At 71.4% G+C, this 21,202-nt stretch carries 16 protein-coding genes and 1 riboswitch; of the genes, 5 read left to right on the plus strand and 11 right to left on the minus strand.

What is annotated here, in order from left to right; translation table 11 throughout:
- Window positions 1-140: 140 nt before the first annotated feature.
- Both SSMG_RS24125 and SSMG_RS24130 read left to right on the plus strand, forming a co-directional pair.
- The gene (locus SSMG_RS24125) at window positions 141-872 is read left to right on the plus strand and encodes an HAD family phosphatase (protein WP_009080318.1); all 732 of its coding nucleotides are present in this window, start codon (window positions 141-143) and stop codon (window positions 870-872) included.
- A complete protein-coding gene (locus tag SSMG_RS24130; protein WP_009080321.1) occupies window positions 869-3,238 on the plus strand; it encodes a glycoside hydrolase family 65 protein in 2,370 nt (789 codons plus the stop codon). Before SSMG_RS24125 ends, SSMG_RS24130 begins: the two co-directional genes overlap by 4 nt.
- Before the next feature lie 39 nt (window positions 3,239-3,277).
- On the opposite strand, the gene SSMG_RS24135 is transcribed toward SSMG_RS24130, so the two are convergent.
- The 5 genes from SSMG_RS24135 to SSMG_RS47145 all read right to left on the minus strand — a co-directional run bounded on the left by SSMG_RS24135 (window position 3,278) and on the right by SSMG_RS47145 (window position 10,279).
- Entirely contained in the window at window positions 3,278-3,481 is a 204-nt protein-coding gene (locus tag SSMG_RS24135; RefSeq protein WP_009080323.1) for a hypothetical protein, read from the minus strand.
- 41 nt (window positions 3,482-3,522) lie between these two features.
- Window positions 3,523-4,485: a Ppx/GppA phosphatase family protein gene (locus SSMG_RS24140; protein ID WP_009080325.1), complete on the minus strand. Its 963-nt coding sequence runs from the start codon at window positions 4,483-4,485 to the stop codon at window positions 3,523-3,525.
- Between the two features lie 158 nt (window positions 4,486-4,643).
- On the minus strand, window positions 4,644-5,684 hold the full coding sequence (locus SSMG_RS24145; protein WP_009080327.1) for an LLM class F420-dependent oxidoreductase: 1,041 nt from the start codon (window positions 5,682-5,684) through the stop codon (window positions 4,644-4,646).
- A gap of 84 nt (window positions 5,685-5,768) precedes the next feature.
- A complete protein-coding gene (fahA, locus tag SSMG_RS47140; protein WP_009080329.1) occupies window positions 5,769-6,968 on the minus strand; it encodes a fumarylacetoacetase in 1,200 nt (399 codons plus the stop codon).
- Window positions 6,965-10,279, minus strand: a complete 3,315-nt coding sequence (locus tag SSMG_RS47145; RefSeq protein WP_009080331.1) for a DUF885 family protein — start codon at window positions 10,277-10,279, stop codon at window positions 6,965-6,967. The genes fahA and SSMG_RS47145 overlap by 4 nt, the downstream gene beginning before the upstream one ends.
- A 498-nt stretch (window positions 10,280-10,777) precedes the next feature.
- Between SSMG_RS47145 and SSMG_RS24160 the strand changes: the two genes are divergently transcribed.
- Together SSMG_RS24160 and SSMG_RS24165 are read left to right on the plus strand one after the other, a co-directional pair.
- The gene (locus tag SSMG_RS24160) at window positions 10,778-12,091 is read left to right on the plus strand and encodes a hypothetical protein (protein WP_037714674.1); all 1,314 of its coding nucleotides are present in this window, start codon (window positions 10,778-10,780) and stop codon (window positions 12,089-12,091) included.
- A gap of 160 nt (window positions 12,092-12,251) precedes the next feature.
- Complete coding sequence (locus SSMG_RS24165; RefSeq protein ID WP_037713211.1) at window positions 12,252-13,403, plus strand: IS481 family transposase; 1,152 nt, start codon at window positions 12,252-12,254, stop codon at window positions 13,401-13,403.
- Between the two features lie 95 nt (window positions 13,404-13,498).
- Here the strand turns inward: SSMG_RS24165 and SSMG_RS24170 are convergent, their stop codons facing one another.
- Window positions 13,499-14,413 carry an RluA family pseudouridine synthase gene (locus SSMG_RS24170; RefSeq protein WP_037717858.1) on the minus strand — a complete coding sequence of 305 codons (915 nt, stop codon included), beginning with the start codon at window positions 14,411-14,413 and terminating at the stop codon, window positions 13,499-13,501.
- Between the two features lie 8 nt (window positions 14,414-14,421).
- Window positions 14,422-15,030, minus strand: a complete 609-nt coding sequence (gene lspA, locus SSMG_RS24175) for a signal peptidase II (protein ID WP_009080338.1) — start codon at window positions 15,028-15,030, stop codon at window positions 14,422-14,424.
- Between the two features lie 99 nt (window positions 15,031-15,129).
- On the opposite strand from lspA, the gene SSMG_RS24180 reads away from it, so the two are divergent.
- Entirely contained in the window at window positions 15,130-15,615 is a 486-nt protein-coding gene (locus tag SSMG_RS24180) for a hypothetical protein (protein ID WP_009080339.1), read from the plus strand.
- An 11-nt stretch (window positions 15,616-15,626) separates the two neighbouring features.
- Here SSMG_RS24180 and SSMG_RS24185 read toward each other — a convergent pair whose 3' ends face one another.
- The 4 genes from SSMG_RS24185 to SSMG_RS24200 form a co-directional block, all read right to left on the minus strand.
- On the minus strand, window positions 15,627-16,955 hold the full coding sequence (locus tag SSMG_RS24185; RefSeq protein WP_009080340.1) for an aminotransferase class V-fold PLP-dependent enzyme: 1,329 nt from the start codon (window positions 16,953-16,955) through the stop codon (window positions 15,627-15,629).
- A 40-nt stretch (window positions 16,956-16,995) separates the two neighbouring features.
- A riboswitch (SAM riboswitch) is annotated at window positions 16,996-17,110 on the minus strand.
- Between the two features lie 96 nt (window positions 17,111-17,206).
- On the minus strand, window positions 17,207-18,685 hold the full coding sequence (locus SSMG_RS24190) for a potassium/proton antiporter (protein WP_009080341.1): 1,479 nt from the start codon (window positions 18,683-18,685) through the stop codon (window positions 17,207-17,209).
- A 101-nt stretch (window positions 18,686-18,786) separates the two neighbouring features.
- Window positions 18,787-19,482 carry a helix-turn-helix transcriptional regulator gene (locus tag SSMG_RS24195; RefSeq protein WP_037714675.1) on the minus strand — a complete coding sequence of 232 codons (696 nt, stop codon included), beginning with the start codon at window positions 19,480-19,482 and terminating at the stop codon, window positions 18,787-18,789.
- Between the two features lie 47 nt (window positions 19,483-19,529).
- Complete coding sequence (locus SSMG_RS24200) at window positions 19,530-21,188, minus strand: penicillin-binding transpeptidase domain-containing protein (protein WP_009080345.1); 1,659 nt, start codon at window positions 21,186-21,188, stop codon at window positions 19,530-19,532.
- Between the last annotated feature and the right edge of the window lie 14 nt (window positions 21,189-21,202).

The raw sequence follows: 21,202 nt of genomic DNA on the forward strand, positions 1-21,202 counted from the left end.
CAAGCACCCCCGAACCGTCAGCACAATGAAAATTCGGGGTGCCCCACGCAACAACCCAATAGCAACGTCGCCCGCCAGGGCGACGAGCCGACCCCGCCCAACACCCCGCAAACCTCCCCCACGCCCGGTACCTTGCAGGAATGATCGGACTCCCCGACACCATCACCGCCTGCCTCTTCGACCTGGACGGCGTACTGACCGGGACGGCCGTGCTCCACCGCGAGGCGTGGAAACGGACGTTCGACGAATACCTGCGCACCCGCGACACCCCCGCCTTCCGGGAATTCACCGACTCCGACTACGCCGCCTACGTAGACGGCCGCCCCCGAGCCGACGGAGTCCGGGAATTCCTGCGCTCCCGCGGAATCGAACTCCCCGAAGGCACCCCGGACGACCCGGTCGACGCACCCACCGTCAACGGCATCGGCAACCGCAAAAACGAACTGGTCCTCAAAATCATCGACGAACGCGGCGTAAACCCCTACCCGGGCTCCGTCCGCTACCTCGAAGCCGCCAAGCAAGCGGGCCTGCGGATCGCCGTAGTCACCTCCTCGGCGAACGGCGCGAAGGTGCTCGACGCAGCCGACCTGTCCCGCTTCGTGGAAGCCCGCGTAGACGGCCTGGTCATCCGCCGCGACCGCCTGAAAGGCAAGCCCGCGCCCGATTCCTTCCTCGCCGGAGCCAAGGCGCTCGGCGTGGACCCGAAACAGGCCGCGGTGTTCGAAGACGCACAATCCGGCGTCCAAGCAGGAAAAGCCGGCGGTTTCGGGTACGTCGTGGGCGTGAACCGCGAAAACCAGGCGGCCGCCCTGCGCGAGCACGGCGCCGACGTCGTGGTGGACGACCTCGCCGACCTGCTGGAGGACAAGTGACGGAACTCGGTTACGAATGCGCGCCGTGGGAGCTGCGCTGGCGCGGCCTCGACGTGGATGCGTTGCAGCGCACCGAATCCGCCTTCGCGGTGTCGAACGGCCACATCGGACTGCGCGGCACCCTCGAGGAAGGCGAACCGCGCGGGCTGCCCGGCACGTACCTCAACGGCTTCTACGAGCAGCACGAACTCCCTTACGCCGAAGGCGGTTACGGCTATCCGGAGGAAGGCCAGACCGTCGTCAACGTGACCGACGGCAAGATCATCCGGCTGCTGGTCGAGGACGAGCCGCTGGACATGCGCTACGGCATCGCGACCGCGCACGACCGCGTGCTCGACTTCCGCCGCGGCACGCTGCGCCGCGTCACCGAATGGTCCTCCCCCACCGGCAGGCGGGTGCGGGTGACCACCGAACGGCTGGTGTCCTTCACCCAGCGCGCGGTCGCCGCGATCCGCTACGAGGTCGAACCGCTCGACGAGGACCTGCAGCTCGTCGTCCAGTCCGACCTGCTGGCCAACGAACCGGTCGAGTCCGACACGCACGACCCGCGCGTCGCCGCCGCGCTCGACGCGCCGCTGGTCGGCGAGTTCTGCCACGCCGCGGGCTACCAGGCCGTGCTGGTGCACCAGACCCGGATGTCCGGGCTGCGCGTCGCCGCCGCGATGGACCACAAAATCGAGGTCGACGACGGCCTGCGCACCCGCATCCACGCCGAGGAAGACCTCGCCCGGCTCACCGCCGCGGTCGACGTGCCCAAGGGCGGACGGCTGCGGGTCACCAAATTCCTCGCCTACGGCTGGTCCGCGCAACGGTCCGCCCCGGCGCTGCGCGCGCAGGTCGAGGCCGCGCTCGCGGGCGCCCGGCAGACCGGCTGGAAGGGCCTGGCCGCCGAACAACGCCAGTTCCTGGACGACTTCTGGGCCACTTCGGACATCGAAATCGACGGCGACCCGGAACTCCAGCAGGCCGTCCGGTTCGCGCTCTTCCACCTGCTGCAGGCCGGGGCCCGCGGCGAAACCCGCGCCATCGCCGGGAAAGGCCTCACCGGGCCCGGCTACGACGGGCACGCCTTCTGGGACACGGAAACCTTCGTCCTGCCGGTGCTGACCTACACGATGCCGGACGCCGCCCGCGACGCACTCGGCTGGCGGCACTCCACAATAGACAAAGCCAAGGAACGCGCGACCCAGCTCGGCCTGCGCGGCGCGGCTTTCCCGTGGCGGTCGATCAACGGAGCCGAATGCTCCGCGTACTGGCCGGCCGGCACCGCGGCGTTCCACGTCAGCGCGGACATCGCCGACGCCGTCGTGCGCTACGTGAACGCCACCCAGGACGAGCATTTCGAGCGCACCTGCGGCGCGGAACTCCTGCTGGAAACCGCGCGGCTGTGGGCCTCTCTCGGACATTACGACCACCACGGGCACTTCCGCATCGACGGCGTCACCGGACCCGACGAGTACTCCGCGGTGGCGGACAACAACGTCTACACGAACCTGATGGCGCGCAAGAACTTGCTCGCCGCGGCCGACGTGTGCCAGCGGCATCCGGACATCGCCGCGCAGTTCGAAGTGGACACTCCCGAGATCGATTCCTGGCGGGCCGCGGCGGAAGCGATGGCGCTGCCGTACGACCAGGAACTCGGCGTGCACCCGCAGTCGGAAGGCTTCCTGCAGCACGACGAGTGGGATTTCGCCGCCACCGACGAGGATTTCTACCCGCTGCTGCTGAACTACCCGTACTTCGACCTGTACCGCAAGCAGGTCGTCAAGCAGGCGGACCTCGTGCTCGCCCTGCATCTCTGCGGCGATTCGTTCAGCCCCGAGGAAAAAGCCCGCGACTTCGCCTACTACGAAGCACGGACGGTCCGCGATTCCTCGCTGTCCGCGGGCACGCAGGCCGTCATCGCGGCCGAGGTCGGACATCTTCAGCTGGCCTACGACTACCTCGCCGAAGCCGCGCTGACCGACCTGCACGACGTGCACAACAACGTCCGCAACGGCCTGCACATGGCGTCGCTGGCCGGTGCCTGGCAGGCCGCCGTGTGCGGATTCGGCGGCTTCCGCGACCACGGCGGCCAGCTGTCGTTCGCCCCCCGGCTGCCGGAGGAACTGGACGGGCTCACCTTCCGCCTCGCCTTCCGCGAAACGCGGTTCCAGGTGTCCATCGCGCACGACGCGGCGACCTACCGGGTGCTCAACGGGCCGCCGCTGGACCTGATCCACCACGGCGAGCGGTTCACCGTGACCGAGGAGCCGGTGGAGCTGCCGATCCCGAAGCTGGACTCGGGACCCGCGCCGGTCCAGCCGATCGGCCGCGCGCCGGCGCGCCGCGACGCGTCGAAGGTGCGGCAGTTCGACCATTCCTGATTCGGGAGCGGCGATGCCGGGGAACACCGGCATCGCCGCTCACGACGGCGTTTCGTCCGTGCCCGGCACCCGCGGCACCTCGTCCGTCCGCGCGGGGCTCAGGTCCGGCCCCGGCGCGTTCGCCACCTCGCCGGGCAGCTCGTCCGGGTCGGGCAGCTCGCGTTTCCGGCGCGCGGGGAACGGCGTTTCCTCGTCGTCGTCCTCGGACCGGTCACGAGGGCGGAAGTCGCTGCGCGGGGTCATGGTTCCGGGATACCCGGTTTACCGCCCCGGCACCAGGGAGTTCACGCGGCCGGACGCGAGCGCTGCTTCCCGGTCGCGTCCGTGAGCTGGTCCAGCAGCGTCAGCAGCAGCCCGTCGCGGGTCGACCACGGGCAGATCGTCATCTTCCCGCCCGCGACCGTCAGCAGGGCCTCCGCGACGACCGCGCCGCCGAGCGCCTGCTGCGCCCGCTGCCGCGAAATCCCGGGCAGCTGCGCCCGCCGCGCGAACGGCATCGCCGACAGCCGCGGAATCCACGCGCGCACGTCGTCCAGGTGCAGCTCGCGGGCCCGGCCCGGACGGTCTCCGGCCAGCCGGGCCAGCTGCCGCAGCACCTTCGAACAGCCGACCACCCGGTGTTCGGCCAGTTCGTCCTTCACGTCGCCCAAAGCGGCGGAGACTTCCTCCAGCACGTGGTCACGCAGCGCACGCACTTGCTTGCTGCGCACCGGCGGTTCGGCGGGCAGCCAGTCGCGCGTGACCGACCGGGCGCCCAGCGGCAGCGACCGGGCGAAAGTGGCCTGTTCGCCCGCTCCGGCGGACAGTTCGACCGTGCCGCCGCCGATGTCGAGCGCCAGCAGCGGCCCGCCGGACGCGCCGTACCAGCGGCGCGCGCCGACGTAGGTCAGCTCCGCCTCCCGGCGACCGGACAGGAAGCGCAGCTCCACCCCGGTTTCCCGGGCGACCTCGCGCACCGCTTCCTTCGAGTTCACCGCGTCCCGAATGGACGACGTGGCCAGCGGAAACACGTCCTTGACACCGTGTTCGCGGGCGAATTCCATCCCGTTCGCGACGGCCTTCGCGATGGCCGCGATGCCGCACTTGCTGAGCCGTCCGTCGTCGTCGAGTTCGCGGTCGAGCCGCAGCCGGGTCTGGTGCGTCAGCGCCGGGTCGATCGGGGATCCGCCGGGTTCGAGCACGACGAGCCGGGCGCTGAACGATCCGACGTCCAGCACCGCAGCAGCGGGTCCATCGATTGTGCGCACAGTCCGGCCTACCTCGCTTTCGCCCCGCCCGGATTCCCCGTTGAACCCGTTCTTACTCCCGAATTCGCGCCCCGCGCGGAGAGTTGACGGCATTTCGACGGCGGCATCGACCCCGAGTGCGGTTTCTTCACACTCCGGTGGCCCGCATCATACCGGACCTATCCGAGCAGCTCCTTCAGCTTGGCGACGGCGGCAACCCGGGCCTCGCGCCCGGGCTGCAGCGGGTTGACCGCCAGGGTCGTCGCCCCGGCCTCCTCGAACGCGGCCAGCCGCTCCTTGACGTACCCGGCCGGACCGACCAGCGACGTGGCGCGCAGCAGCTCCGTCGGGACCGCCGCGGCGGCTTCTTCCTTCTTGCCGTCGAGGTAGAGGTCCTGGATCTTGTTGGCCTCTGCCTCGTAGCCGTAGTTGCACGCGAGCGTGTTGTAGAAGTTCTTGCCGCGCGCGCCCATCCCGCCGATGTACAGCGCGAACACCGGGCGCACCCAGTCGAGCAGGTGGTCGACGTCGTCGCCGATGGCCAGCGGCGGCGCGGCGAACACGTCCAGCTCGCCCAGCTCCGGGTCGCGCTTGGCCTTGCCCTCGGCCAGCGAAGCGCCCCAGACGTCGGCGGCCTTCTCCGGGTGGAAGAAGATCGGCTGCCACCCCTCGGCGACCTCGGCGGCGAGCGCGACGTTCTTCGGCCCGAGCGCGGCGAGCACGACCGGGATCCGCTCGCGCACCGGGTGGTTGATCAGCTTGAGCGGCTTGCCGAGCCCGGTGCCCTGGTCCGCGGGAAGCGGGATCGTGTAGTGCTTGCCGTCGTGCACGACGCGCTCGCGCTTCCACACCTGGCGGCAGATCTCGATGATCTCGCGGGTGCGGCCGATCGGCGCGTCGTACTTCACGCCGTGGAAACCCTCGATGACCTGCGGGCCGGACGCGCCCAGGCCGAGGGTGAACCGGCCGTCGGACACGAAGTCCAGGCCGGCCGCGGTCATCGCGGTGAGGCTCGGGGTGCGGGTGTAGATCTGGAAGATGCCCGACATCAGGCCGACGCGCTCGGTCTTCGCGGCGAGGTAGCCGAGCTGGCTCACCGCGTCGAAGCTGTAGGCCTCAGGGACGAACACGATGTCGAGCCCGACCCGTTCCAGCTCCACGATGTCGGCGACGCTTTCGGCGAACCCGCCCGAGTAGCTGACGCCGGTGCCGATCCTCATCGATCCCTCATTCCCGTGCCGGTCGACTGTGACTAAGCGTTTGCTCATTATGCGTCCGCCCGGGTGACGGCGCTACGGCGTGGGTCACACCACAGCGGCCGCCACCGTCCCGCGCACCTCGCCGAACCCGATCCGCGCACCGCCCGGACCAGGCGCGGAGGCGCTGATCACGACCTCGTCGCCGTCCTCCAGGAACGCGCGAGTCTCCTCCCCGACCGCGAGCGGTTCGCGGCCGCCCCAGCTCAGCTCCAGCAGCGAGCCGCGCTGGTCCTTAGCCGGACCGGTGACCGTGCCGGACGCGTACAGGTCGCCGGTGCGCAGGCTCGCGCCGTTCACCGTGAGGTGAGCTAGCTGCTGCGCGCCCGTCCAGTACTGCGTGGCGAACGGCGGGCTGGACACGAGGTGCCCGTTGATCCGGATTTCCAGCGTGAGGTCGAGACTCCACGATTCGGCCGCGCGCAGGTACTCGAACGGCTGCGGGTCCTGCGCGGGCTGCGGCACGCGGGCGTGCTCCAGCGCGGCGAGCGGGACCAGCCACGGCGACACGGACGTGGCGAACGATTTGCCGAGGAACGGCCCGAGCGGCTGCGATTCCCAGCCCTGCAGGTCGCGGGCGGACCAGTCGTTGACCAGGCAGACGCCGAAGACGTGCCGGGGGAACTCGTCGATCGGCACCGGGGCGCCCAGCTGCGATCCCACGCCGACGACAAAACCGACCTCGGCCTCGAAGTCGAGCCGTTTGGCCGCGCCGAACGACGGTTCGCTCGCCTTGCGCGGTTTCCGCTGCCCCGCCGGACGAACCACGGGCGTGCCGGACGCGACGACCGTGCCCGCCCGGCCGTGGTAGCCGATCGGCAGGTATTTCCAGTTCGCCGGCACCAGATCGTCGCCGCCGGTGAAGATCCGACTGGCATTGAGCGCGTGCTGCTCGCTGGAGTAGAAGTCGACGTAGTCGGCTACCTCCACCGGCAGATGGCTCGTGATTTCGGTGCGGGGCACCAGATGCGGCCGGATCCGGTCGGCGTGGCGCGGTTCGGCGAGCCATTCGCGGACCCGCGCCCGCACGTCGGCCCAGGTGTCCGGGCCGGCGGCGAGCAGCGGGTTCAGCACGCCCGCGCCGAGCAGGCGGCCGAAGGACTCCCCCTCGGCCGCCGCGGTCAGGTCGAGCACCTGGTCTCCGACCGCGACCCCGGCCCGCCGGGTCCGCTCGCCGTGCGAGAAGACGCCGTAGGGCAGGTTGTCGAGGCCGAAGAGGGTGTCCGGCGGAAGATCGAGCCAGGTCACGCGGACACCTCGGCGATCCACGCGCCGACGACGGTGTCCAATGCGGACAGCGGGAGAATTCCGTTGCCCAGGATGACGTCGTGGAACGCGCGGATGTCGAACCGGTCGCCCAGCGCCTGCTCGGCCTCGGCGCGGACGCGCTGGATTTCCAGCCGCCCCACCAGGTAGCTCAGCGCCTGGCCCGGATTCGCGACGTACCGGTCGATCTCCGCCTCGATCTCCATCTTCGCCATCGGCGTGTTCTCGACCAGGTAGTCGACCGCCTGCTGCCGGGTCCAGCCCAGCGCGTGCAGCCCGGTGTCGACCACGAGCCGGCCGGCCCGCATGGAGTCCTGGGCGAGCATGCCGAAGCGGGCGATGTCGTCGGAGTACAGGCCCATCTCGTCGGCGAGGCGCTCCGCGTACAGGCCCCAGCCCTCGATGTAGGCGTTGAACGGCGCGATCCGGCGCAGCAGCGGCAGATCGGCGAGTTCCTGCGCGAACGTGAGCTGGAAGTGGTGGCCGGGAACGGCTTCGTGGAACGCGATCCCCTCGCTGGTGAAGCGCGGCCGCGAACTGGCCTCGTAGGTGTTCGCGTAGTACGTGCCCGGCCGCGAACCGTCGAACGCCGCCTGCAGGTAGTAGGCGATGGTGCCGCTCGCCGCGTCCGCCTCCGGAACCGGTTCGACCGCGCACTTCGCGTCCGGAACTCGCGAGAACCATTGCGGGGCAACGGTTTCCGCGCGGGCGATGGCCGTGCGAGCGGCTTCCAGCAGCTCCTCGCCGTCGCGCCAGCGCAGCTCCGGGTCGGTGCGGAGGCGGTCGAAGATCTCCCGCAGCTCGCCGGTGCCGAACACGCGGGAGCCCAGTTCGCGGTATTCCTCGGCCAGCTTTTCGCCCATCCGCAGACCGGTTTCGTGCAGTTCCCGCGCGGTGCGGTCGGTGGTGGTGTGCGCGCGGATCAGGCCCTGGTACTTCTCCAGGCCGCCCGGCAGGTGGCTGATGCCCGGCTGGCTGTCGGTCTTCGAAACCGGCAGCACGTCCTCGGCGAGGAAGTCGCGATAGCGCCGGTACGCGGGGCGCACGACCTCGGCGAGCAGCCGGTCGCGCTCCGCCGCGAAGCCCTCGACCTCGACCGCCGGCGTGACGCGGAACGGGTCGCCGTCCTCGTTCGCGAGGTACCGCTCGACGTACTCGATCCCGATGCGCACCAGGAAGTCCGGCGGCGCGAACCCGTCCGCGACGGTCGTCCGCTGCGCCTCGATGACCGCGTCCAGATAGCCGCCGATCGCCGCGAGGCGGGCGAGGTAGTCGCGGGCCTTGTCCGCGTCGTCCGGGACCAGCGCGGGAAGGACGGTCAGGAGGTTCAGCGCGGGCGAGCTGAAGCCGTCGCTCACCGCGAAGCCGGACAGCCGGGAGTCGATCGTGTCGATCGCGCCGCGGGCGTGCGTGCGCACCACCTCGCGGGTGATGACCTCGTCCGCGGTCAGCCCGGACTGGTCGATCGCGTCCGCGCGCTCGGCGATCGCGAGGTACCTGGCCCGGTCGCGTTCGGCGGCGGCGAGGCTCGGGTCGGCGAGCTTCGTGTGGTCGCCCGGGAGCCCGAGCACGGTGCGCTCCAGCGGTTCGCGCTCGAAATCCAGCTCGACCAGCTCGTCGGCCAGCCCGGCGACGGTGTCGCCGTGGCCGGCCACCCACTCGGTGACCACGGCGTCCAGCACCGACAGCGGCAGGGAGCCGCCGGAGAGGACCGTGTCGTGGAACGCCTTGACGTCGAACCGGCTGCCGAGCCGTTGTTCGGCCTGCTTGCGCAGCCGCTCGATTTCCAGCCGCCCCACCAGGTACGCGAGCGCCTGGCCCGGGTAGCCGAGGTACCGGTCGACCTCGGACTCGATTTCGACCCGCGCCATCGGCGTGTGCTCCAGCAGGTAGTCCACCGCCTGCTGCCGCGACCAGCCCAGCGCGTGCAGGCCGGTGTCGACGACCAGCCGTCCGGCCCGCATCGACTCCATCGTCAGCATGCCGAGCAGCGACACGTCGTCGGAGTACAGGCCCATCTCGTCGGCGAGCCGTTCGGTGTAGAGACCCCAGCCCTCGGCGTACGCGGTGAAGTTGCCGATGCGGCGCAGCAGCGGCAGGTCGGAGAGGTCGAGCGCGGTGCTGAGCTGGAAGTGGTGGCCCGGGATCGCCTCGTGGAACGCGATGACCTCGGCGGTGTGCCGGAAGCGTTCGGTGGCCTGGTGGGTGTTCGCGAAGTAGACGCCCGGCCGGGACCCGTCCGCGGCGGGCGGCATGTAGTACGCCGGGGGCGCTCCGGGCGCGGAGTCCTCCGGCACCGCCTCGACGGTCCACGGGTGCTCCGGGATGCTGCCGAACCAGTTCGGCGCCTCGGCCTCGGCGCGGGAGATGGCCGTGCGGGCGGTTTCGAGGAGGTCTTCGGCGCTCGTCCAGCGGAGCTTCGGGTCGGTGCGCAGGCGCTCGAAGATCTCCGGCAGCTCGCGCGTGCCGAACACGCGCTCGCCGAGGGCCCGGTACTGCTCGACCTGGCCGGCGATCACCGCGAGGCCGGTGTCGTGCAGCTCCTGCGGGGTGCGGTTGCTGGTGGTGTGGGCGCGGGCGAGCCGGGCGTAGATCTCATCGCCGCCGGGGAGCCACGAGACGCCCGCCTTGTCGTCCGGGCGGCCGTGCGGGAGGACCTCGGCCTCGAGGAAGTCGCGGTACTCGCGGAAGCCCGGCCGGGCGACGTCGCGGAGGATCTCCTCGCGGCGGGCGGCGAACTCGTCGTCCGGGGCCGGCTGGCGCAGCAGCGGGTCGTTCTCGGGCTCGGCGAGGTAGCGGTCGAGGTGCGCGATGGCGGCCTTGACCAGGCGTTCGATCGGCAGCAGCCCGGCGGCGATGCCGTCGCGGTGCCGTTGCGCGACGGCCCGGAGGTACTCGGGGATGGCGCGGAGCCTGCCGAGATGCACGTCCGCGGTTTCGGCGGTGACGGTGACCATCGGCAGCGCGGACAGGAGCCCGGAAGCGGGGCCGACGAACAGGTCGGTGACGGTGAAGTCGACGACCCGGCTGTCCATCCGGTCGAGATTCCCGTCGACGGAGCTGAGCAGGACGTCGCGGGTGACGCGGTCGACCGCGTCGAGCCCGGCCGGGTCGATCGCCTCGGCCCGCTCCCGGATCCCGGCGAGCTTCTCGCGGAACGCCGCCTCCGCCTCGGCCGACGGATCGCCGAGCCCCGGCGCGCCCGGCCGGATGCCGAGAATGGCGGCGTCGAGCGGTTCGTGGTCGAACGACACCTCGACGAGCTCGTCGGCGAGTTCGGAAACGACGGTCATCGGCGTGGACCCCCAGGGTAGGCGGAGAAGTGCTGAAGCCGACCCTAATCGAGACGGGGGCCGGGACGCCCGTGTCCGGGGTGGTCGGTCCCTCGGCAGGCGTACCCGGGGTGCCGCGGGGTGGAACTCGGGGGCGCGGGCGGTGGTTCGGGCGGGTTTCTCGGCGGATGGGCGCCGGGGCTGCCGCGGCGATTCCCTCGCTGGCCGGGCGCTTGCCGCGCGCGGAGTGGCCGGGGTTTTCGCCGACAGCCGCGCGCACGGGCGCTGCCCAGGCCGTGCACCCGCGCACACCGGCCAAGCCCAACCTGCAGGGCGCCTTTTGCCTAGTGGAGCGGCTCGGCGCACACGACGCGGCCCAGGTCGTGCGTCCGCCTGCCCGCATGCCAAGCCATTCCACCGTGGTCCCGCTCGCCTTTCGCCCGCCGGTGCGGTGGCGCGGGGCACGCCGGGCGCGGTGGCGCGGCCGGGCCGGGCGGGCGAGGCGGTAGCGTTGCCGGAGTGGCCGTGACCGATCCCGCCGACATCCGCCTGCTCGCCGCGCTCGCCGAGCTGGGCAAGGGGGCTGTGCACGAGCTGGCGGCGAAGGTCGGGATGGATCCGCGGGAGGTCGCGTACCGGCTGGTCGCGTTGTCCGGGAGCGGGCTGCCGCTGCTGGTCGGGGTCGAGAGCGACCCGAACGGTCTTCGCGCGGCGATCTCCGGGGCTCCGGCGTCGTGGCAGCGTCCGCCAGGGGGCGGGTATCCGGGAGGGCCTGGGTCGGCGCCGTTCCCGGCGGCCGGGCCGAATCCGGGCGGGATGCCGCCGGGTCCGGCCTCCGCGCCGATGCCCTCCGGTCCGGTGCCGAACGGCCCCGCTTCGACGGGAGTTCCGGCGCGGGGCGCGCAGGCTCCCGGGATGCCGGGCTCGTCCGGTCCGCATTCGCCGGGACAGTCCGGGATTCCCGACTCGGCCGGGATGCCGGGGCACTCCGGACCGCACCCGCCGGGGCAGCACGGGATGCCCGGACCCGGGACGTCCGGCGCGTACCCGCCCGGCCAAACCGGCCTCCCCGCGGGTCCGGGGCAGCACGGCAGGCCCGGCCCGGGGACTTCGGGCGCCTATCCGCCGGGGCAGAACGGAATTCCGGGTCCGTACGCACCGGGAGTGTCCGGTGCCTACGCACCCGGACCGGCCGGGATTTCGGGCGCGTATCCCCCTGGCCCGAACGGGATTCCCGGCGGAGTGTCCGGCGCGTACTCCCCCGCGCAGACCGGGATGCCGCCCGCCGGGACGAATGTCCACAATGGACCTTCCGGGCCGTACCCGGCACCGGATCCGGTGGTCAGCACCTGGGGCGTCCCGCAGACCGCGTCGTGGGCCCGCGGCGACGAACCCCGGCCCGCCGCCGCGCCCGCGAAACAGGGGCGGATCGGCGAGACGATGCAGTCGCAGGGGCTCGAAGGGGAACAGCTTTCGGTGCAGCTGCTGGAAGTCCAGGATCCTGCCGACTTCCTCTTCGGCGCGGCCGGTTACCGGCTCGAGGACGGCGAACGCGCGGTCGTCGTGCACACCGAGATCACCAATCGCGGCCCGATCCCGTTCGCGTCGCTGCCCGACAATTACCTGGAACTCGTCACCGACAGCGGCGAGACGATCGCGAAGGCCCCGGTTTCGCTGACGTCCCGGCCGCCGCACAAGATCGGCGTGCAGCCGGGCGAGACGCTCGGCGGGCACACCGTGTACGTCCTCCCGACCGCGACCCGGGTGGTGGCGGTGCGCTGGAGCCCGCGGCCCGAGCCGGACGAGCGCACCCTGACCTGGTCCGTCGGCTAGCCGGCTCGTGAGTGCCTGCGCCGGTTCTAACCGGCTGTCTGAGTTCAGGACATCGTGAACAGGTGATGTTTCAGGACATCGTGGACACTGACCGGCCTGTCGGTCTGGTCGCCACGGCTGCTGTGGTGATCATGCGGCGATGGGCAGAGCAGGGTTTTCGATGGATCCTGAGTTCGTCGCCGCGGTCGCTGGCGCCGCCGCGGGCGAAGACGTCAACATCGCGCGGTTCTGCCGCGAGCACGGTGTGTCCCGGACGGTGTTCCACAAGTACCTGAACCGGTTCCGGGCCGAGGGCGCCGACGGGTTCACCCGCCGCAGCACCGCCCCGCACCGCCGCCCGACCGCGCTCGGGACGGAGGTGGCGGAGGCGGTGCTGCGTGCCCGCAAGGAACTCGCCGACGAAGGGCTCGACAACGGGCCGATCTCGATCCGCTGGCGGCTGGAAGCCCAGGGCGCCGCTGCGGTGCCGTCGCAGTCGGCGGTCTACCGGATCCTGCGCGCCCACGGGCAGATCGTCCCGCAGCCGCGCAAGAAACCCCGGACGCGGCGCCGGTTCGAATACGCCGACCCCAACGGCTGCTGGCAGATCGACGGCATGGAGCACCACCTGGCCGACGGGACGAAGGTCTGCATCATCCAGATCCTCGACGACCACTCCCGCCTCGACGTCGGCGCCTACGCGGCGACCGGCGAGACCACCGCCGCCACCTGGGCCGCCCTGCAACACGCCTTCGCCGGACACGGCCTGCCCGTGGCGCTGCTGTCGGACAACGGGCTCGCCTTCTCGGGCAAACACCGCGGCCGCATGGTCGAACTCGAACGCCGCCTCGCCGCCCTCGGGATCACCGCGATCGCCGCCGCCCCGCACCACCCGCAAACCTGCGGCAAGAACGAACGCAGCCATCAGACCCTGCAGAAATGGCTCGCCGCCCGACCGGCCGCCGGCACACTCGCCCAGCTGCAGGAACTGCTCGACGAATACCGGACGATCTACAACCACCGCCGCCACCAAAGCCTCAACGGCGACACGCCCCGGCAGCGCTACGACGCCCGGCCCAAAGCCGTCCCCGCCACCGGGCCGCGCCGGCCCAGCGGCCTCGCCACCCGGCCCGTCTCGGCCACCGGCGTCATCGCGTTCTCCGGATGCTCCATCGTCCTGGGACGCCGATGGGCCGGACACACCGCCAGCGTCTACTGGCAAGGCGACCGCGTCACCGTCATGATCAACGACACGATCGCCCGCCAGCTCACCCTGGACCGATCAGTACGCTACCAACGCCTCGCCAACCAAAAACTGCCCACAAAGTCCTGAAACACATCTGTTCACGAAGTCCTGAAACATGGCAGCCGGTTAGAACCGGCACAGGCACTCACGAGCCCTTGGTTCCGCGTCTCGCAACCGCCGGACTAGTTCCCGTCCCGCAAGATCTCCAGCGCACTCGCCAGATCGTCCGGATACTCCGCCTCGAACTCCACCCACCGGCCGTCCGCGGGGTGGGCGAAGCCGAGCGTCCGCGCGTGCAGCCACTGCCGCGTCAGGCCGAGCTTCCGCGCCAGCACCGGGTCCGCTCCGTAGGTCAGGTCGCCCGCGCACGGGTGGCGCAGCGCGGAGAAGTGCACGCGGATCTGGTGGGTCCGCCCGGTTTCCAGCTTCACGTGCGCCAGCGACGCCGCCCGGAACGCCTCGACTACCTCGTAGTGCGTGACGCTCGGCCGCCCGCCCGCGACGACCGCGAATTTGTAGTCGTGCCGCGGGTGGCGGTCGATCGGGGCGTCGATGGTGCCGCGCGTCGGGTCGGGGTGGCCTTGCACCACAGCGTGGTAGCCCTTGTCGACGGTCCGTTCCTTGAACGCCCGCTTCAGCACGGTGTACGCGTGCTCGCTCTTCGCCACCACCATCACCCCGGTGGTGCCCGCGTCGAGGCGGTGCACGACGCCCTGTCGTTCGGCCGCTCCGGAGGTCGAGATGCGCAGCCCGGCCGCGGCGAGGCCGCCGACGACCGTCGGGCCGGTCCAGCCGGGGCTGGGGTGCACGGCGACGCCGACCGGTTTCGAAATCACCACGATGTCGTCGTCATCGTGCAGGATCTTCATGCCGTCGACCGGCTCCGCGACGATTTCCGCCGGACGTTCCGGTTCCGGCAACGTCACCTCGAGCAGCCCGCCGGCGGCGAGACGGTCCGATTTGCCCGCCGGGCGGCCGTCGAGGAGGACGTCGCCCGCCGCGGCGAGGTCCGCGACCGCGGTGCGGGACAGGCCGAGCAGTTTGGCGAGTCCGGCGTCGACGCGCATTCCGTCGAGCCCGTCGGGGACGGGCAGCATGCGCGCGCTCACTCGGAGTCCTTCTTCTTGCCGCGGGTGGAGGTGCCGTCGTAGTCCTTGCCGAGCAGGGACAGCAGCACGATCAGCGCGCCGCCGACGCAGATCGCGGAATCGGCGATGTTGAAGATCGCGAAACCCTGCCCGTTGGGCACGAACGCGGAGATGAAGTCCACGACGTGCCCGCGCAGCGGTCCGGGCTCGCGGAAGAACCGGTCGGTCAGGTTGCCGAGCGCGCCGGCGAGGACCAGCCCGAGGCCGATCGCCCAGCCGACCGAGCGCAGCCTGCGCGAGATCCACACGATCGCGATCACGACGCCGATCGCGACCAGCGCGAGCACCCACGTCATGCCGGTCGCCATCGAGAACGCGGCGCCCGGGTTGCGCGTGACCTGCAGGTAGATCAGCCCGCCGAGGATCGGCTTGGGCTCCTTGCCCTCGAGGTTCGCGACGACGAGGTTCTTCGTGATCAGGTCGATCGCCCACAGCAGCGCGGCGACCGCGAACACCGCCCAGACCCGCCGCTTGGGCAGCGGCGCGTCTCCCCCGGCAGCCTCCTGCTCAGGCGGTTCGGCAGACGGCTCGACCTCGGATTCGGACGGCGAAGGATCGGTGCTCACCCCCCTATTGTCCACAACCTCGACCGAGCAGGTCACAGCGGCAGTCCCCGGCCCTAATCCGGTCGCCCGGCGCTCGCTGCTTCCGCCATCATCGCTGCCATGCCCGCCGAGATCCCCACCCCCGCCGTGGCGGCCGCGCGGATCGCCCTGGACCTCTCCCCCACCGACTGTCTCCCGCTCTGGGCAGCCCACTGGCTCGCCGACGGCGAGGACGGCGAGCATCTGCGCCATCTGGCGGGCCTGTCCCGCACGGAACCGCGAGAAATCCACGACGTCGAACGGGCCGCTCTAGCCGACTGCCGCGCGCCCATTCCCACCGCGACCGAGGCAGCCGAAGAAGCGTTCGCTCACCTGGCCCGAATGCTCCTCAACGGCCACCTCACCGAACGCGGCCTGCTGGACGACCTGCACACGATCATCGTCCGCACCGATTACTCCGACAGGGTCATCGAGCTGCCGCTGGCGCAAGCCTGGATGCTGGACGAAGAGTGGGGCCAAGGCTGGGGACGCACTGAAGAGCAAATCAAAGAGGTGATCCGCGCAGCCTGCAAGAACCAACTCGACCACGACGCGGGAGCGCGATAAACACTGCACCGTCAAGCGCAGAAACCGGGCAGCTCCCGAGTGTCCCCCACCGGCGCCCACCGGCCGTCCACCTTCGCGTACTCCCACCGGGCCCCGCGGGCCACGATCTGGCGCAGGGCCAGCACCAACCGGTCCACGTGTTCCTCGGTGCTCCCCAGACCGAGGCTGACCCGAACCGCCTGCTGGCCTTCGCTTCCGGCTTCTCGGATCAGCCTCCGGGCGGCCACGTGGGCGCAGAACGCGCCGTCCCGCACGCCGATTCCGTACTCCGCCGACAGCACCGCCGCCAGCCAGCCGGGTTCGAATCCGTCGACTACGAAACTCACCGTGCCGACCCGGTCCACCGGCGCGTCGAAGAACCGCAGCTCGGCGAATCCGGGCAGGCTCTCGAGGCCCTTGCGCAGCCGCTCCAGCAGCGCGGCCTCATGCGCACCAACCGCGTCCCAATGCGCCGCCAGCTGTTCGCAAGCCACTCCAAGCGCATACACGCCAACGGTATTCGGCGAACCGGCCTCGTGTCGTTCCTCACCGCTGTTCCACACGACGGCTTCCTCGGTCACCAGTTTCGTCGCGCCGCCACCAGCCAGGTACGGCTCAGCGGCCCGCAGCCAGTCGCTGCGGCCGATCAGCGCTCCCGCCCCAAACGGCGCGTACAGCTTGTGCCCGGACAGCGCGACGTAGTCGACATCCAGCTCCCGCAACGAAATTCGCCGATGCGGCGCGAGCTGAGCGGCGTCGAGCGCGACCCGGGCACCGTGTTTCCGGGCCACCGCGGCGATTTCCGCGACCGGCAGCAGCTCGCCGGTCACGTTGGACGCTCCGGCGACCACCACCAGCCGGGGCCCCTGCGGGCATTCCGCGAGGGCTTCGTCCACAACGGACACCGCGGCGAGCCGGGTTCGCGGCAGCTGCACGCGCCGGACGTTCGGACCCCGCCACGGCAGCAGCGCGGCGTGGTGCTCGCTGTCGAACACGACCACAGAAGTCTTGCGCGGCAACGCTTTCGCCAGCAGGTTGAACGCGTCAGTGGTGTTGCGGGTGAAGATCACCGAGTCGCCGCTGCGGGCGTCCACGAACCGGCGCAGCACGTCCCGGGTCCGCTCGTACAGCCGCGTCGAGACCTGCGAAGCGAAGCCCGCGCCGCGATGCACGCTGGCGTACCAGGGAAGGAACTCGTCGACCGCCGTGCGCACCGCGTCCAGACAGGGCGCGCTGGCCGCGTGGTCGAGGTTCGCGTAGCCGATGTCGCCGCCGGTGACCAGCGGGACCCGCAACGCGGCACCAGCGACAGCGGGAACAGCAGAAACAGTTTCCGTGGACCGGTCGAGTGCGAGAGTCATGACGGCGCCTCCTCGGCGTTCCGGGGGACCCCCGGCGAGGGGCCCGCGCTTGCCCGCCGCACTGCGCGACCGGCCTGGTCCTCACCCGGGGCACCCCACCGCGGTAGGAGGGTTGCCGGCCAGCAAGCCGGGGCTTCGCGCTGGCACTCATGACCTGGAACCGAAGATAGCGGACCACCCGCGGGCGAAACCAGCCCCGTCTCGTGATCTGAGACGGCAGTCACAGATACAGTCCACAAAGGACGGAAGAATCAGGCCCCGGATTCCCCGTGCCAGCGCGCGAGGCGGCCGGCGCGGTCCACGGCCCGGATGCGCCGTTCGGTCGCGTCGCGGTCGGCGGCGGTCGTGACCACCAGAAGCTGGTCCTCGACCTGCAAGCGGCTCGTTTTCTGCGGGGTGAAGCCCGTCCCGCCGCGCACCACGAGGCTGACCGTCGCGCCGGCGGGCAGCCGCAGCTCCGACAGGTACACGCCGTGCAGTTTCGACCCCTTCTGGATGCGCACCTGCAGCAGTTCCGCGCCGAGTTCGTCGAGCGGGGCGGAGTCGACCTCGATCTCGTGCGCTTGCGTCGCCTTCGCCAGCCCGAGGATCCGCGCGAGCGGGCTGAGCGTCGCGCCCTGCAGCAGGGTGAGCACGATGACGAGCACGAAAACCGCGTCCACGAGCCGTTGCGCGCCCGGCACGCCTTCGGACAGCGGGATCATCGCGAGCACGATCGGCACCGCGCCGCGCAGCCCGGCCCAGGACAGGAACGTCACTTCCCGCCACGGCAACCGGAACGGCAGCAGCGACAGGACGACCGAGAGCGGCCGCGCGAGCAGCAGCACCACCGCGCCCGCGACCAGGCCCGGGATGAGCGTTTCGAGCAGCCGGGTCGGCGACGCGAAGAGGCCGAGCAGCACGAACAGCCCGATCTGCGCGAGCCAGCCGAGCCCTTCGGCGAACGACAGGGTGTCCGAGCGGTGCGGCAGCTTGGAGTTGCCCAGCACCAGGCCGGCGACGTAGGTGGCGAGCAGCCCGGACGCGTGCGCCAGCTGTCCCGAGGAGTACGCGAGCACGCACACCGCGACCGTCGCGAGCGGGTACAGGCCGGTCGCCGGGAGCGCGGCCCGGCGCAATGCCTGCGCGCCCAGCCAGCCGAACGCGAGCCCGAGCGCGAGGCCGGTGAGCAGTTCGTAGACCACCAGCAGCGGCAGCGACCAGTCGATCGCCTCTCCGGACGCGAGCACGACGACCGCGATGTAGGCGGGCGCGTCGTTGATGCCGGATTCCAGTTCCAGCGAGCCGACGAGCCGTTTGCCGACCCCGGCCGTGCGCAGCACGGAGAACACCGCCGCGGCGTCGGTGGACGCCAGAACCGCGCCCCACAGCAGGGCCAGCCGCCAGTCGAGGCCGAGCAGCCAGTGCAAGGCCGCGCCGGTGACCGCGATGCTGATCACCACGGCCACTGTGGACAGCAGGATTCCGGGCCCCAGCGAGGGTTTCACCGCGGACCAGCGCGTGGTGAGCCCGCCCTCGGTGAGGATCAGGACGAGCGCGGCGAGCCCGAGGGACTGGGTGAGCGCCGGATTGTCGAAGCGGATGCCGAATCCGGCCTCGCCGAGCACGACGCCGATCCCGAGATACAGCAGCAGCGACGGGAATCCGAGCCGGATGGACACCCGCACGGCGACGACCGAGACGACCAGAACCAGCGCTCCGACGCCCAGCACCATGGGAAGCTCGTCCACCGCTCCGCCTCCCTCCCGGTCGCCCGCAGGCGTCCAGAATAGTGAGGCAGTGTCCGGTTCCCGAGCGCGCACCACCGGTGCGGGGGGACCGCGCAGGTGTGTTACGAAGCCTCGGCGGCACTCACCGTCGCGAGATCGACACCGAGCGCGGCGAACGGACCCCGCGCGCCCGGCAGGACCCGGATCGCGCGCTGCTGGTCCCGCGTCAGCCATCCCGCTTCGACGGCCCGCTCCAGCACCGCCGCCGGGACCGCCCCGGCGAGATGCTCGCGCCGCTCTGTCCAATCCAGACAGTCGCGCAGCAACGGCCGCCGCGGCCGATCCGGCACCGCCACGCCGAGACCGGCCAGCACGTCGCGTCCGGCGTCGGTGAGTGCGAGCCCGTCCGACACGTCGATCAGGCCCCGTTCGACCATCCCGTCCCGCAAAGCGACCCCGAGCGTCCCGGCCAGATGGTCGTAACAACTGCGCGCGAACGACAACCGCTGCACCCGCAACGAAGTCCGCAGCCCGGACGGCCGTTTCAGTTCGGCGTGCTGCGCCAGATGCTCGATCAACTCCGCGACCCGCGGGTTCGCGAGCCGCACGTACGCGTGCCGCCCCTGCTTCACCCGGGCGACGAACCCGGCGTCGGCCAGCCGCGTGACGTGTTCGCTGGCCGTCGAGACCGCGATCCGCGCCGCGGCGGCCAGTTCGCCGACCGTCCAGGCACGGCCGTCCAGCAGGGCGAGGCACATGGTCGCGCGGCTCGGATCGGCGAGCACGGCGGCGACTTCGGCCAGTGCGACGGTTTCCATGTCCCTACGGTAGAGCGGGGACACTTCGGCCGCGGCCGAAACGAGCGCTACAGCGCGTCGAGGAACTTCGCGCCCAGTGACACGGCCGGTTTGGAGTCGTTGGCCCCTTCCAGGAACACCGCGAACGCCAGGTCGCCGCGGTAGCCGACGAACCAGCCGTGCGCTTCCGCGCCGGAGCCGAACTGCGCGGTGCCGGTCTTGCCGAACACCGAGCCGGAGCGTGCCAGGCCGGTCGCCGTGCCGCCGGTGACGACCTCGCGCATCATCCCGCGCAACGCCGACAGCACCGCGCCCGACGGCGGGTGGTAGCCGGTGTTGACCTTGGTGCCGTCCTCCCACAGCCGCGGCACGACCGCGCGCCCGGACGCCGCGGTCGCCGCCATCACCGCCGCCCCCATCGGGCTGACCTGCACCTTGCCCTGGCCGATGCCGTCCTCGACCTGCTCGTCGGGGCTCGCCGCCGGGTCGACGCGGCCCATCTCGGTGGACAGGCCCTCGATCGCGAAGTCGGCGTTGAGGCCGAACTGCGTGGCCGCCTTCGCGAGCCCGTCCGGGGGCAATTGCGACGCGAGCCGGCCGAACGTGGTGTTGCACGACTTCGCGAACGCCTGGTGCACGGTGGTCGTGCCGAGGTCGAAACCCTCGTTGGACAGCGTGCGGGTGCCGATCCGGTCGGTCAGCGGGCACGGCACCGTGGAATCCGGCGTGACGAGCCCGGCTTCCAGCGCCGCGGTCGCGGTGACGATCTTGAACGTCGACCCCGGCGCGTACTGGCCGCTGAACGCCGACGCCGCGTTGGTCACGTTGGCGTTCTGCGCCACCGCGAGCAAGTCCCCGGTGGACGGCTGGATGGCGACGAGGACCGCCTTGCCGCGGTACCCGTCGACTGCCGCCTGCGCGGCGTTCTGGGTCGCGACGCTGAGCCCGGTAGCGGCCGGTTTATGGTCGCCTTCGGGGTTTCCGAACAGCGTCTCCAGGCTCTTGCCCGTCGCGTCCACACGCTCGACCGCGAACGCTTGCGACGCTTGGCCGTGCCCGGTGAGCGCCGAACGGAGCAGCGGAAACACCTTGTCGTCAGCCGGTTTCAGCCCGCCGCTGCCGGAGACCACGAGCGGCTTGCCGTCGCGGTCGACCACCGCCGGGACGTCCGAGGAGGCGATCGCCAGCCGCTGCCCCGCTTCCAGCTTGGGGTGCAGCACCGCCGGGGCCCAGTGGACGCGCCACTTGCCCTGCGCCTGGACGAGACCGAGGCTGCCGGAGTACGTCCAGACGCGGCTGGGGCCGAGGTTCCAGGTGATCGTGTAGGCCGCAGTGGCCTTGTCGCCCTGTGCCGCGCCGACGTCGCCGAGCTTGGCGGTCAACTCCTTGGGCTGGAGCGACGACCACGCGTCCTGCAGCGCGGACGAGGCGTCCGCCGGAGCGTCGGTGGCCTTGCTGGCGGCGTCGGAGTCCTTCCCGGCGAAGGCGAGCAGGTACGCCCGGGCCGCCGACGCCGGGTCGCTGGGCTCCGCGGCCGCCGAAACCGTCTCCGTCCCTGGCGAGGCCGCCGTCGATCCCCCTCCGTTGAGCAGCACGACCGCCGCCACGACGATCGCGACCACGGCCAGCGCGCCCCCGATCAGCACGCCCTTCTTCCCGGCAGGACTCACCGTCGCCTCCCCCTCGCCCCACGCGGTCCGCCCGCGTCCCTGGCACAGCTTGCCCATCGCTGGACGGAACC

The sequence above is a fragment of the Streptomyces sp. AA4 genome, assembly GCF_000158875.1.
In the GTDB taxonomy this organism is placed as follows: domain Bacteria; phylum Actinomycetota; class Actinomycetes; order Mycobacteriales; family Pseudonocardiaceae; genus Amycolatopsis.

What these genes read in the sequence shown, in the direction of transcription:
- SSMG_RS24125 (WP_009080318.1), top strand. Translation starts at nt 141, where the DNA reads ATGATCGGACTCCCCGACACCATCACCGCCTGCCTCTTCGACCTGGAC.
- SSMG_RS24135 (WP_009080323.1), bottom strand. Translation starts at nt 3,481, where the DNA reads ATGACCCCGCGCAGCGACTTCCGCCCTCGTGACCGGTCCGAGGACGAC.
- SSMG_RS24145 (WP_009080327.1), bottom strand. Translation starts at nt 5,684, where the DNA reads ATGAGGATCGGCACCGGCGTCAGCTACTCGGGCGGGTTCGCCGAAAGC.
- SSMG_RS47145 (WP_009080331.1), bottom strand. Translation starts at nt 10,279, where the DNA reads ATGACCGTCGTTTCCGAACTCGCCGACGAGCTCGTCGAGGTGTCGTTC.
- SSMG_RS24165 (WP_037713211.1), top strand. Translation starts at nt 12,252, where the DNA reads ATGGATCCTGAGTTCGTCGCCGCGGTCGCTGGCGCCGCCGCGGGCGAA.
- SSMG_RS24170 (WP_037717858.1), bottom strand. Translation starts at nt 14,413, where the DNA reads ATGCTGCCCGTCCCCGACGGGCTCGACGGAATGCGCGTCGACGCCGGA.
- SSMG_RS24180 (WP_009080339.1), top strand. Translation starts at nt 15,130, where the DNA reads ATGCCCGCCGAGATCCCCACCCCCGCCGTGGCGGCCGCGCGGATCGCC.
- SSMG_RS24185 (WP_009080340.1), bottom strand. Translation starts at nt 16,955, where the DNA reads ATGACTCTCGCACTCGACCGGTCCACGGAAACTGTTTCTGCTGTTCCC.
- SSMG_RS24195 (WP_037714675.1), bottom strand. Translation starts at nt 19,482, where the DNA reads ATGGAAACCGTCGCACTGGCCGAAGTCGCCGCCGTGCTCGCCGATCCG.
- SSMG_RS24200 (WP_009080345.1), bottom strand. Translation starts at nt 21,188, where the DNA reads ATGGGCAAGCTGTGCCAGGGACGCGGGCGGACCGCGTGGGGCGAGGGG.